This is a genomic window from Sulfurimonas xiamenensis (assembly GCF_009258045.1).
Classification (GTDB): domain Bacteria; phylum Campylobacterota; class Campylobacteria; order Campylobacterales; family Sulfurimonadaceae; genus Sulfurimonas; species Sulfurimonas xiamenensis.
In genome coordinates this window covers 845142-857155 of sequence record NZ_CP041166.1, presented here as the reverse complement: position 1 = coordinate 857155, position 12014 = coordinate 845142, and the positions used below count along the sequence as shown (strand labels likewise).

The following is a 12014-nucleotide window of genomic DNA, read 5'->3' as shown; positions in this document are numbered from 1 at the left end:
ATGAAAGGAAAAACTCTTTTTGTAAGCGGCGGAACACGGGGAATCGGAAAAGCAATTGTTTATGCTTTTGCCAAAAAAGGGTGTAATGTTGCATTTACATATGCAACAAGTGCGGAAACGGCAGATAAAATTATCGCTGATATAGAATCAAAATATGGCGTAAAAGCTTGCGCTTATGCACTCAATATACTAGAGCCTGAAAAATATAAAGATGTTTTTGCAAACTTTGATAAAGATTTTGAGAGACTCGATTTTTTTATATCAAATGCAATTATTTCAGGCCGTGCTGTTGTCGGCGGTTTTGGTCCATTTATGAGACTCAAACCTAAGGGTCTTAATAACATATATATAGCAACAGTTGATGCTTTTGTAGTAGGTGCTCAAGAGGCAGCAAAGAGAATGGAGAAAATAGGCGGAGGAAGCATCATAAGCATGAGTTCAACCGGTAATCTTATCTATACTCAAAATTATGCAGGACATGGTACAAACAAAGCCGCTGTAGAAACAATGGTTCGTTACGCTGCAGCGGAACTGGGTGATAAAAACATCAGAGTAAATGCGGTAAGCGGAGGACCGATTGACACAGATGCGCTTAAAGCTTTTCCAAACTATGAAGAGGTAAAATCAGAAGTCGTAAAGCGTTCCCCACTCTCTCGCATGGGACAACCTGAGGATCTAACAGGTGCTTGCCTTTTTCTTTGCTCAGATGCATCATCATGGCTTACAGGTCAAACAATCGTTGTTGACGGCGGAACCACTTTTCAGTAACATATATACCCATTGAGTAAATATTTTTTAGAAAAATATTTACTCATATGATGTTATCATCTGTTTTATGAAAAATATAAAAAAATCCATAGAATCATTAAATCTTATCTATTATGAGTATGATAAAAAAAGCAACTCTTTTATACTGGACAAAAATTTTTCCAATGAACATATCTATGAAGAGCTAATAAAAATCACACATTTTCTTAGTAAAAATCATATTCCTTTTTTTATTAATGAAAACAAATCATTGGTTTTAAATAGCAAAGATTCATTAACATCAAAAATTAAAAGATATATAAACTCATTTGTACAAAAAATCAAAAACAGCAACTTAAATATCTATATACTCAGTGATAAAAAGGTCAAATGGGCTAAAAATTTACCGGTTATTAAAATAGAAACGATTAAAACAAATATCGATTTTTCTAGCTATGATGCACTTATTTTTACATCAAAAAATGCTATTTACTCACTAGATTCTTATACACATGCATGGAAAACAAAACCTCTGTATGTTATTGCTCCAGAAACTGCAAAAATTGCCAGCGATATGGGAGGAAAATTAAAATTTGTTGGTAAAGAAAAACATGGAAATGAATTTGCAGCAGAATTAATTCCTCTTTTAAAAAACAAAAAAGTTCTCTATATAAGAGGTTCGAGAGTTGTTTCAGACATGGTAGATATTCTTCATTCTAATGATATTGTTTGTGATGAAGCAATTGTTTATAAAACAGTTTGTATTAACTTTAAAAAGAAGATAAAACTTCCAAAAAAATCTGTTATTATTTTTTCTTCTCCATCAACAATAGAGTGTTTTTTAAAAAATGCCACTTGGGATCCAAGCTACAAAGCAATCTCTATCGGGCATACAACAAAAAAATTTTTTCCATCTTATATAAAACCGACTCTTTCTGAGACAGCGTCTTTAGATTCTTGTGTAAAAAAAGCCATTGAACTAAGTAGATAAAAATTAATGTATAATACTTTTATACCATATTTTAAAGGGGATTTTTTATGAAATCTATAAAAACATTGACAAAAGTTACATTATCTATTCTTATATTTGGTGTAAGTGTAGCAGCAGAACCAAATCTTCCTTCACCGGTTGAAGATGTTGTTAAAATGGAAAAAATGGCAGGCTCCGTAGGAGCATTTACAACAAAAGAAAGTTTTCCAAAAGACTATTTTTTAATGCCGAAAAATCTTCCATATTTAGTCGGAATGACACTTTATGACTCCTCTAGCTCCAATTTAGAGCTTTCAGAAGAACAGATCAATGCTATTCTTAAAATAAAAAAAGAGTTGATGTCAGAAGCCGCGAAAAAAGCTTTAGTTGTTAAAAAACTTGAACTTGAGCTTATGCAAAAAGTCTCTTTTAAACACAAAACTCCAAAGATGAGTGAGTTTTACCCTATGGTTGATGAGATAGCAAAATTAAGAGCTGAACTTACGAAAATACATTTAAATTGTATCGAAAAGGTAAAAGCAGTACTTACAAAAGAGCAGTTTGAAGAGATGCTTGACTACGGTGTTGTAAATATGTTTTAAAGTATATCGCATTTGGCGATATACTTATGCTACTTTATTTCAATCTTCTTAGCAGAATTTTCTTCTATTTGAAGTTTTGGAATAACAACTTCTAAAACACCGTCTTCACAAGATGCACTAATATTTTCTAAATCCACTTTTTCAGGCAGTGTAAAACTTCTTTGAAATTTTCCATAACTGCTCTCTATTTTATAATACTCATCCTTTTTTATTTCACTCTTTGTTTCTCTTTTCCCTGATATAATAAGTATATTATCTTTAACATCTACATTTATATCCTCTTTTTTAACTCCAGGCAAGTCAACATCTATATGATATGCTTCTTTGCCCTCTCTAGTATTCACAGCTGGCTTAAAATCAACTAAAACATTCATATCTTCTCTTTTTTCAAAAGAATTTAAAAAATCATTAAACAAATCAATCTCTTTTTGTTTTTTATATAGATCTACTGGATTAAAATATCTTGAAATTAACATTACAAACTCCTTTTTTTTAAATCAATGAAATGATATAAAATTTAAAAATATTATTTTGCTACTTAAGTAGCATTTTCGTTGTTTTATCTAAAAGTTTTTGAAAATTTTTTACTCTAATGTTTTTTCTGCTTGTTTGTATAATATTTTCAGATTTTAGCTGTTTTAAAACTCTCTCAAGTACATGTCTTACTGTTCCAAGAAGTTTTGAAACTTCACTATTTGAAAGATTTTGCAGCAATCTATATTTAAATTTATTGTTTGGATTTAAATTTTCAATAAGCAGATGTATTAATCTGTCTTTTACATCATACAAAGACAACTCTGTTGCTAAATCTTCGATATATCTCATTTTAGAAGCAATATATGGGAAAAAAATTTTATTGAAAGTAGGATTGTTGTTTATCCAGTACCTTACTCTCTCGATAGGCAGTCGTAAAACTCTGCAGTCTTGTAAAACTTCATATATAACTTCATGCGGTTTTTCATCCAACAGAGATATAACATCAAACATGTCTCCTCTTTGATAGATAAAAATAGTCTGCTCTTTAGAGTTTTCAAAATTGATCTGATATGTTTTTATTTTTCCATCTAGAACTATATAAAAATAATTTAACAAATCATCAGAAGAAAATGCACAAGAGCCTTTGGAGTACTCCAAAGTTTTTGAGTATTTATAAAAATCATCTTTAAACTCTTTGTCAACATTATGAAGCAGCTCAATTTCAAAAGATTTTGTTTTCATTTAAATTATCCATTGTATATTTTGATATAATTTATACAATTTTATACTTTAAAAGGAAATTTTTCAATGTCAGTACTATTAGAATTCAGCATGTTTCCGACATCCAATGAGTGTGTAGATGGTTCTTCAGTATCGAGCTATGTTAGTAAAATTATCGATGCAATTGATAAATCAGGGGTGTCTTACCGATTAACTCCTATGGGAACCGTAATTGAGACAGAAACTATGAAAGAAGCATTGGCTATTATAGAGCTGGCGTATAAACAGCTTCAAGATTGCGATAGAGTCTACTCATCGTTAAAATTTGACATTAGAAAAAACACAAAAAACAGACTCAAAACAAAGATTGCCTCTGTCGAAAAAATTTTAAAAAGAGAAATAAATCACTAAACAGGCAGATATTGTTATTTATATATTTTTAAAAATGTCATTGGATTCTCTGAATCTATATTTTCATACTTTTTAAAATCATTAAATCCTGCTATTTTGCATAAACTTATCAACTCATCAAGAGAGTAAAATTTTGCATTGGCATAAAACTTACTCTTTTTTTTACTCTCCTCATACTGTTTTCCAAGTTCTGATTTTTTGTCTATAAAACCTATAATCAAAAAACCTCCATCTTTAATAACTCTAAAAGCTTCTTTCAAAGATTTTTTCGGGTTTTTTATAAAACAAATAGATGTTATCATCATTGCAAAATCAAATGTTTGTGATTTAAACGGAAGATCTTCTGCAATACCATTCATAACATTCAAGCCTTTGGAGAGTGCTATTTTTCTCATCTCACTGGAAGGCTCAATACCTATTACAATATTGGGTTTTATAGCAAACCTGCCACTTCCCATTCCAATCTCTAAACCATTTTGAGTATCGCCTATGATATCTTTTACAATTTTTAACTCATTTTGATACAATAAATCATTCTTTTCAAACCACTCTTCATACTCTTTTGAATACTTTTGAAAAGATTCTATATTGGCTGTTTTACTCATTTGGCTTACTCTTGCGTACAAAATTACAAAAACTTTTTTGTTTTAAAATTATAAATTTTTCTATCTCTTTACTATCTTTAAAATTTAACATTTTAAGAGCTTTAAAATTCGGAGTATAATACCTAAACTATACTTTAATTTTATTTTTCAATATAGCGTGACGACTCACTTTATAAATTAAGCTGCTTAAGTTTTTTCGTGTTAAAATACAAAATAAATAAAAAAGGTAGAAGATGCTTATTCCAACTGATTTACTAAAAGATAAAAAGATACTTTTGGGTGTTACCGGCTCAATTGCAGTATACAAATCGCTTGAACTTGTGCGGTTGCTGACAAAAGCTGGTGCCCAGGTAAAGGTTGTAATGAGTGAAGCTGCAAAAAAATTTGTAACGCCTCTATCTTTTGAAACACTTACCTCAAATCAGATTTTAGATGACACTAATGAATCATGGACAGATAACAGCAATCATAACCACATAAAAGCCGGAGAATGGGCAGATCTATTTCTAATAGCTCCGGCGACTGCAAACACCATTGCAAAATTAGCAAATGCTATAGCTGATAATATGCTCTCGCAATGTGCTTTAGCCTATCCGCATGTAAAAATAATCGCTCCTTCGGCAAATACAAATATGCTGGAAAATCCAATTACAAAAGCTAACTTAAAGATGCTTGGCATTGCCAACTACGAAATTATAGATACGCAGGTAAAAGAGCTGGCATGCAAAAGTGTTGGAAGCGGGGCTATGGCTGAACCGCAGGAAATTTTCTGGCACTGCGCAAAAGCTCTCCTTAAAGATGAATTTTGGGAGGACAGAAGAGTAATTGTTACAGGCGGCGGAACTGTTGAAAAGATAGATGATGTTCGTTTTATATCAAATTTTTCAAGTGGGAAAATGGCTTCTGCTTTAGCTGCTGCTCTTTATTGCAAAGGAGCTGATGTAAATCTGATTTCTACAAAATTTGACAAAGACCTGCCTCAAGATTTATATAAGATCGATGTAGAAAGTTCTTCAGAAATGTTGGAGTATTTAACAGACTCTATTCGTATAGCCAAAAAGGGCAAACTCTCAAAAGCGACACTTATGCGAGATGAAAAAATTCATATTATTCAAAAAAAACCATATCTCTTTATGGCAGCTGCAGTAAGTGACTATATTGCATCATATCCACAGAATGGAAAATTAAAAAAAGAGTCCCTTGGCAGTGAATGGGATTTAAAATTAAAACAAAATATCGATATTTTGAATTCTATAGATAAGAATGATATTGTTACCGTCGGTTTTAAAGCTGAAATGGATGAAAAAAACGGCGTTGCCAATGCTTCTAAAATGATTGACAAGAAAGGGATTGATGCAGTTTGTTTAAATATTTTAAAAGACTCTTCAAGCTTTGGAACGGATACAAACAAAATAGAGTTTATTCTGCCGGATAAAATCGAATCAATTCCTCTTTTGGATAAATTGAGTGTCGCATTTAAAATTTTAGAGCATGCAAAGAAATTATAAATATATTAAAATTAAATGCTTTAAAAAAAGATACAATAAGAAAATAAAAACTAAACAATTTTTGGATATGAAGATATGAATAAAGCAAGACATATAGCTATTATTATGGATGGCAATGGTCGCTGGGCAGAGCAAAAAGGAAAAAAAAGAGTCAAAGGTCATGAGGTTGGTGCAAAGGTTGTTAGAAATATAACGGAATTTTGTTCAAAAAATGAAGATATTGAGAGATTAACACTTTACGCTTTTTCAACTGAAAACTGGAAAAGACCCCGTTTAGAGGTTGAGTTTTTAATGAAACTTTTAGAAAAATATTTAGAAAGCGAAGTAGAAAATTATCTGCAAAACAATATTAGATTTGAACCGATAGGTGATACTAGAGCCTTTTCAAAATCTCTGCAGCAAAAAATTGAAAATATTCAAGAAAAAACTCTACACTGTGACGGCTTGATCCAATCACTTGCACTCAATTACGGTGCTCACGATGAGATACTAAGAGCTGTAAACAGGATAAAAAACAGTAATGACAATATAACAGAAGCTATGCTCTCAAATGCACTTGACTGTAAACACAATGTTGATTTGATTATTCGCACAGGCGGTGATCAAAGATTGTCTAACTTTTTGCTTTGGCAGGCCGCTTATGCAGAGCTTTTTTTTACAGATACACTTTGGCCAGATTTCACAATAAATGAATTTGAAAAAATCATAAAAAATTTTACAAAAATTGAAAGAAGATTTGGAGGGTTAAAATAGTGGAGCTTATAATCGCTTTTATACTGGGGGTGCTTATTGGTTCATTTTTAAATGTAGTTATTTTAAGACTTCCAAAAGATGAAAGCGTTATTTTTGTCTCTTCTCACTGTAATGCATGTAAAAACAGTTTAAAACCTTGGCATAATATACCGATAGTTTCATGGCTTTTTTTAAAGGGAAAATGCTCATTTTGCGGTTCAAAAATATCTATGCAATATCCGCTTATTGAGCTTATATCAGGGTTTGTTTTTTTAGCTTTGGCAAGCAAATTCGGGTTAAGTATTCCTGCTCTTTTCATCGGATTTAGTTTTTTAACACTATTGGCACTCTCTATAATAGATTTTAGGTATAAAATGGTTCCTGATTCTTTAAATCTTTTAGCCCTAATCTTTGCGATACTGGGGGCATGGAATTTAGATGGAATTGTTCTAAATTTTCAAAATGCCCTGCTTTTTGCAGGCGGATTTACTTTGCTTAGATTTGCTCTCTCTTATCTGCTTACTTCATCCGCTCACAGACATGCAAAAAAAACTATAACCTCATGGAGCAAAAATTATCATACATACCCTTTTATAGAAGCTATGGGAGAAGGTGATATTATGGTTGCAGCTACAATGGGAGCGCTTCTTGGCATCAAACTTGCATTAGTCGCTATATTTTTCTCAGCACTTTTAGCGCTGCCTGTAATGCTGCTTGTGATAAAGAGATCAAAAGAGGAACAAAGAGTCCCTTTTGTACCCTTTTTAGCTATGGCGACATTTATAGTTTATATATTTGACAGTCCCATTTTAAGATACATAGAGGCAAACTACTAATGAAAATACTACAAAATTATATAAAAAAATCTCTTTCTATCCTATTTTTATCTATATTTTTGCCGCTTTTTTCTATTGCATCTATAGTTTTTCTTATAAAAATGGCAACTTATACAGCTATTATTCAGTTATCACTGTTTGAAATGAGCAAACTTTTTTTCTTTATGCTGCCCGAACTTCTTTTTTATACACTTCCAATATCCTTTTTTGTGGCAGCAGCGCTTACTCTTTTTAAACTTTCAAATGATAATGAGATAATTGTTCTTTTTGCTCTTGGAATCCACCCAAAATTTATTTTAAAAACACTTTTTACACCCGCTCTTTTTCTTTCTATTTTACTTTTATTTAACTTTTTCATACTTTTTCCACATGCAAAAACACTATCAAGCAACTTTATATCCTATAAAAAAAGTGAAGCAAAATTTAATCTCTCAGCTTCAGAATTTGGTCATAAATTTGGTGAATGGCTGCTATATATAGGAGAAGAAAAATCAGATGGAACCTACTCTCAGGTAATATTGTTTAACAAAAAACAAGAAGAAGAGGTTCTAATAGGCGCACAAAAAGCTGAAATTATAAATGATTCTGGAATTTTACGGCTTAAACTAACATCCGGAGAAGGTTATAGTTATTCAGAAGAAAAATTTACGCAGATTGATTTTAAAACTATGTATATTAATGATACCATGAAAACTGATTTAGATAAGTATCAGGCACCTATGGACTACTGGTTTCCTAAAGAACAATCTGCTAAAATAGAGAAAAAATTGATAACAAATATTTTATTTTCCCTTTTTCCGCTTCTAAGTCTATTTCTTATTGCCAGTATAGGAATTGTACATGTAAGACATCAGAAAGGAAAAATTTATCTATTTTTATTTTTAGGAATTACAATCTACTATGCCTTAGCTATATCACTTCAATTAGTGCTTTTTGCATACACTATACCGGTTCTAGTTTTTGGATGGCTGCTAGCTACATACATAATTTACAAAAGAACAATCGTTGCCAAGTTTTAAATGAGATGTGCGTTAACTATTGCCTATAACGGCACTGATTTTTTAGGTTCGCAAACACAAAAAAGCTCAGCCAACACTATACTTGGGCAACTGGAAAATGTTTTGCATAAACTACATATAGAATCAAAAATAACAGCAAGCGGACGCACAGACAAAGGAGTTCACGCAACAGGACAGGTTTGTCACATTGATTTGCCGATATTTTGGAGTGATTTAAAAAAACTTAAAAAAGTCCTAAATGAGATGCTTCCTTCATCTATATATATCAAAAATATAAAAGAGGTAAAAAATGATTTCCATGCAAGATATAACGCTAAAAAAAGAGTTTATAGGTACATTATAAAAGAGGGAGAGAGAAGTCCTTTCGAAGAAAATTTTATAACTTTTTTAGAGAGTGTTGATTTTGAAAAAATAGAGAAAAATATAAAGCTTTTTCAAGGCAGTTTTGACTTTAAATACTTTATGAAAAGCGGAAGTGCCGTAAAGACAACAACAAGAGTTATTTACAAAGCTTTTGCATATAGATACAAAGAATATATAATACTCAACTTTGAAGCAAACGGATTTCTTAGAAGCCAGATAAGATTAATGGTTGGGGCTCTTTTAAGTCTTAATGAGCAAGAGATAAAAGAGCAGCTTAGATGTAAAAAAAAGTATAAAACAAAACCTGCCAAAAGTAACGGTTTGTATTTAGCAAAAATCAAATATAAATAATAGTTTTACACTATTTCCACCCTGTTACCGCCCTCCTCTTGGGCTTTTTCCAAAGCTTCATAAGCTCTTTTCATTATATCTTGCAAGGTGTCATCTCTATGAGAATTAGCTACTCCAAAACTTGCTGTAACTTTTCCTACAAAAAAGAATTTAGCCTCTTCTACTAACTTGTGAAGCTTTTGTGCAGCTAAATAAGCTTGATCACCCTTTGTTTCAGGATATATAATAAGATACTCTTTTTCACTCCAGCGACCGACTGTATCCAAATAACGAATATTATGAATAAACAAATCAGCCATCTCTTTCATTACTGAATTTCCAACCTGATAGTCATACTTATCATTTATGCTTTTCATATTGTCAATATTTATAACCGCTATACTAAACTCACTGTTATATCTTTTTTTTCTATGAAGTTCTTGTGTTAAAACTTCTTCAAGTTTGGTTTTATTGTATAGCATTGTTATCTCATCTTTTATTAGATATTTTTCATTGTTGTTGCTTTTTTCTAACAACACTTTTTCTTGTCTCTCAATTTTGTTTTTTAACTTTTCATTTAACTCTCTCAACTCTTTTTTTGAAACATTAAGTCTACTTGTTATTTCATGATTTTTTTTAATTTTAGATTCATATTGCATCTCTTTATATTTGATATTTGAAATAAATGCAAATGAAAGCATAAGAGTATTAAGAATAACTACAATCCCATACATATCATATATAAAGTCGCTGTAATCGATAAAACCTAAAATCATCATTGATGCCATAATTTGTCCAACTGCCAAGAAAAGCCATCCAAGCAGCAGATAAACGCTTCCTGCAATCTTCTTTTTCAATGAAAAGAGAGATAAAAAGAGTAAAAATAAAAAATATATTATTGTTAAAAAGAGTGCAACATATATAACGGTAAAATTATTTCCCAACATAAAGGCAAAAACACCAAATGCTACAGACGAGCCCATCAAAAACAATAAAAGTTTATCAGCTTTAGGAAATTCTCTATTTGTGTTTAAAAAATTTCTTGTAAAAAGCAAACCTGCAAAAAAGTTAAAAGCGATTATTGGATAAAAGGTATTTTCATTAAGTGGTGCATCATAACTCCATAAAAGTTGAAGATTACTTCCATAATATGTGTTAATTAAAAAGAATAAACTTGCTAAATAGAGTGCAAAATACAAATAACTTTTATTTTTAAGGATGAAAAAAATATGTATATTATAAAAAAGCATAATCAATACTATGCCGATAAGTGAACCATTTAACATTGTAATATATGTTAAGCGTTCTGCTGCATTTTCATCAGAATAAAGCCAGAGAGTAAAAGATATACTATTTGCATTTTTTGCTTTTATGTAAACAGTAAGAGTTTGAAAAGGTTCTATTGTCAGAGGAAGAAAAAAAGATCTTCCTGTAATCTCTTTTTTTTCAGATAAAAGAGTTGAAACAGGATTTTTTTCATCTGTCTCATCATCTGCTACAACATATGTCTTTATATTATTAATCCACGATATAGGCATTTCTATTTTACCAAAAAAAGGGTTCTCATCAACATTGCTTATATTAAATCTCATCCAGATAGTATCATTTACATTATATTCAGATAATGAGTGCAAATTTAGAGGTTTAAAATTTTCACTAAAGAGATTTGTACGCACATCTTCATAAGAAAAATGATTTTGAGCGTCAATAAATATTTCCGAGTAGAGAGAGATATCTACTTTTTGTGTTTTGTTATTTACTTTAAGAAGATCTGCAGCGCTTACTCCACTAACTATTCCAGCTATTATAAAAAAATTAAAAATTAAAAATTTAAACTTGTTATACATTAAAAAAAATCCCTCATATTTTATACATTATATCTATAATATTTAAATGATATAATATAAAAATATAGCAAAAAGTTTTCTTTTTTTTACTATGAAATCTACTTTTTTAACATTGACCAAAAAATGCCTATATATTCATGTGTTGCCATTTTTGAATTCTCTAATGCAATAATACGAGGAGCAGTAAAAAATTTTGCAGATTCATCTTTATGAAAATCTGTTGGTGCTGCAACTGGATTTAATCCGAGTGTTTTAAATAATTTTATAGATCTTGGCATATGTGTAGCTGATGTTACCAAAACAAAAGCTTCATTTCCTACTATACTTTTAACAAAAACAGCCTCTTCCTGTGTATCTTTTGGTTTAGAGTTTATAATAATATTTTCCTCTTTAACACCAAGCGCAATGGCAAGTTTAGCATTCATTTCAGCATTTGAAATCTCTGTTTCGCCTTTAAATCCGGTAAATATAAGTTTAGAGCCGGGAGTTCTAAAATGGATAATAACTCCTTCGAGTATCCTTTTAGTCCCTGAATCGCCGATATTGGATGATATCGGCTGAGAATTGTCCGTGTTGTGGGAACTACCCAATACATGTATGTATTTTACTTGCTGTTTATAGTCATATTTCAAATACTGATTTTCTAAATTTTTTACTAAAAAATTTGAAAACGGTTGATATGAGAAAAGAAGTAAAAGGCCAAATGACAAACCTAAAAATAGTTTTGCAAAATTTATCTTATTTGTAAATACAAAGTAGATTCCAATAACAAAAAGTGACAAAACCATACCTAATGGCTCAACAAAAAAAGTCACAAATTTCTTTAAAAAAAATTCAAGTTCCACTG

At 30.7% G+C, this 12014-nt stretch carries 14 protein-coding genes; 9 read left to right on the top strand and 5 right to left on the bottom strand.

The features are described 5' to 3' along the window. The 3 genes from FJR47_RS04390 (at position 1) to FJR47_RS04380 (ending at position 2319) form a co-directional block, all read left to right on the top strand. A complete protein-coding gene (locus tag FJR47_RS04390) occupies positions 1-768 on the top strand; it encodes an enoyl-ACP reductase (RefSeq protein WP_188093751.1) in 768 nt (255 codons plus the stop codon). A gap of 67 nt (positions 769-835) precedes the next feature. After that, positions 836-1738 carry a uroporphyrinogen-III synthase gene (locus FJR47_RS04385; protein WP_152299245.1) on the top strand — a complete coding sequence of 301 codons (903 nt, stop codon included), beginning with the start codon at positions 836-838 and terminating at the stop codon, positions 1736-1738. Positions 1739-1785: 47 nt separating this feature from the next. Further along, positions 1786-2319 (top strand): hypothetical protein, encoded by a 534-nt coding sequence (locus tag FJR47_RS04380; protein WP_152299244.1) that lies wholly within the window; start codon positions 1786-1788, stop codon positions 2317-2319. Between the two features lie 29 nt (positions 2320-2348). Here the strand turns inward: FJR47_RS04380 and FJR47_RS04375 are convergent, their stop codons facing one another. Continuing rightward, positions 2349-2795: an Hsp20/alpha crystallin family protein gene (locus tag FJR47_RS04375; RefSeq protein WP_152299243.1), complete on the bottom strand. Its 447-nt coding sequence runs from the start codon at positions 2793-2795 to the stop codon at positions 2349-2351. A 58-nt stretch (positions 2796-2853) separates the two neighbouring features. Further along, on the bottom strand, positions 2854-3537 hold the full coding sequence (locus FJR47_RS04370) for a Crp/Fnr family transcriptional regulator (protein WP_152299242.1): 684 nt from the start codon (positions 3535-3537) through the stop codon (positions 2854-2856). A 66-nt stretch (positions 3538-3603) separates the two neighbouring features. Here FJR47_RS04370 and FJR47_RS04365 point away from each other — a divergent pair, with 66 nt between their 5' ends. Next, complete coding sequence (locus FJR47_RS04365; protein ID WP_152299241.1) at positions 3604-3927, top strand: MTH1187 family thiamine-binding protein; 324 nt, start codon at positions 3604-3606, stop codon at positions 3925-3927. Between the two features lie 14 nt (positions 3928-3941). On the opposite strand, the gene FJR47_RS04360 is transcribed toward FJR47_RS04365, so the two are convergent. Beyond that, positions 3942-4532 carry a class I SAM-dependent methyltransferase gene (locus tag FJR47_RS04360; protein ID WP_152299240.1) on the bottom strand — a complete coding sequence of 197 codons (591 nt, stop codon included), beginning with the start codon at positions 4530-4532 and terminating at the stop codon, positions 3942-3944. A gap of 233 nt (positions 4533-4765) precedes the next feature. Here FJR47_RS04360 and coaBC point away from each other — a divergent pair, with 233 nt between their 5' ends. The 5 genes from coaBC (at position 4766) to truA (ending at position 9341) form a co-directional block, all read left to right on the top strand. Then, on the top strand, positions 4766-6040 hold the full coding sequence (coaBC, locus tag FJR47_RS04355; protein ID WP_152299239.1) for a bifunctional phosphopantothenoylcysteine decarboxylase/phosphopantothenate--cysteine ligase CoaBC: 1275 nt from the start codon (positions 4766-4768) through the stop codon (positions 6038-6040). A 75-nt stretch (positions 6041-6115) separates the two neighbouring features. Further along, entirely contained in the window at positions 6116-6793 is a 678-nt protein-coding gene (gene uppS / locus FJR47_RS04350; RefSeq protein ID WP_152299238.1) for a polyprenyl diphosphate synthase, read from the top strand. Beyond that, on the top strand, positions 6793-7608 hold the full coding sequence (locus FJR47_RS04345) for a prepilin peptidase (RefSeq protein ID WP_152299237.1): 816 nt from the start codon (positions 6793-6795) through the stop codon (positions 7606-7608). The genes uppS and FJR47_RS04345 overlap by 1 nt, the downstream gene beginning before the upstream one ends. Beyond that, positions 7608-8627 (top strand): LptF/LptG family permease, encoded by a 1020-nt coding sequence (locus tag FJR47_RS04340; protein WP_152299236.1) that lies wholly within the window; start codon positions 7608-7610, stop codon positions 8625-8627. Before FJR47_RS04345 ends, FJR47_RS04340 begins: the two co-directional genes overlap by 1 nt. Continuing rightward, positions 8628-9341, top strand: a complete 714-nt coding sequence (gene truA, locus FJR47_RS04335) for a tRNA pseudouridine(38-40) synthase TruA (RefSeq protein WP_152299235.1) — start codon at positions 8628-8630, stop codon at positions 9339-9341. 5 nt (positions 9342-9346) lie between these two features. Here truA and FJR47_RS04330 read toward each other — a convergent pair whose 3' ends face one another. Continuing rightward, entirely contained in the window at positions 9347-11167 is a 1821-nt protein-coding gene (locus FJR47_RS04330; protein WP_152299234.1) for a sensor domain-containing diguanylate cyclase, read from the bottom strand. Positions 11168-11265: 98 nt separating this feature from the next. Continuing rightward, entirely contained in the window at positions 11266-12012 is a 747-nt protein-coding gene (locus FJR47_RS04325) for an ElyC/SanA/YdcF family protein (protein ID WP_152299233.1), read from the bottom strand. Between the last annotated feature and the right edge of the window lie 2 nt (positions 12013-12014).

Coding starts and splice junctions, on each gene's coding strand:
- FJR47_RS04390 (WP_188093751.1), top strand. CDS start 1: ATGAAAGGAAAAACTCTTTTTGTAAGCGGCGGAACACGGGGAATCGGA.
- FJR47_RS04385 (WP_152299245.1), top strand. CDS start 836: ATGAAAAATATAAAAAAATCCATAGAATCATTAAATCTTATCTATTAT.
- FJR47_RS04380 (WP_152299244.1), top strand. CDS start 1,786: ATGAAATCTATAAAAACATTGACAAAAGTTACATTATCTATTCTTATA.
- FJR47_RS04375 (WP_152299243.1), bottom strand. CDS start 2,795: ATGTTAATTTCAAGATATTTTAATCCAGTAGATCTATATAAAAAACAA.
- FJR47_RS04370 (WP_152299242.1), bottom strand. CDS start 3,537: ATGAAAACAAAATCTTTTGAAATTGAGCTGCTTCATAATGTTGACAAA.
- FJR47_RS04365 (WP_152299241.1), top strand. CDS start 3,604: ATGTCAGTACTATTAGAATTCAGCATGTTTCCGACATCCAATGAGTGT.
- FJR47_RS04360 (WP_152299240.1), bottom strand. CDS start 4,532: ATGAGTAAAACAGCCAATATAGAATCTTTTCAAAAGTATTCAAAAGAG.
- coaBC (WP_152299239.1), top strand. CDS start 4,766: ATGCTTATTCCAACTGATTTACTAAAAGATAAAAAGATACTTTTGGGT.
- uppS (WP_152299238.1), top strand. CDS start 6,116: ATGAATAAAGCAAGACATATAGCTATTATTATGGATGGCAATGGTCGC.
- FJR47_RS04340 (WP_152299236.1), top strand. CDS start 7,608: ATGAAAATACTACAAAATTATATAAAAAAATCTCTTTCTATCCTATTT.
- truA (WP_152299235.1), top strand. CDS start 8,628: ATGAGATGTGCGTTAACTATTGCCTATAACGGCACTGATTTTTTAGGT.
- FJR47_RS04330 (WP_152299234.1), bottom strand. CDS start 11,167: ATGTATAACAAGTTTAAATTTTTAATTTTTAATTTTTTTATAATAGCT.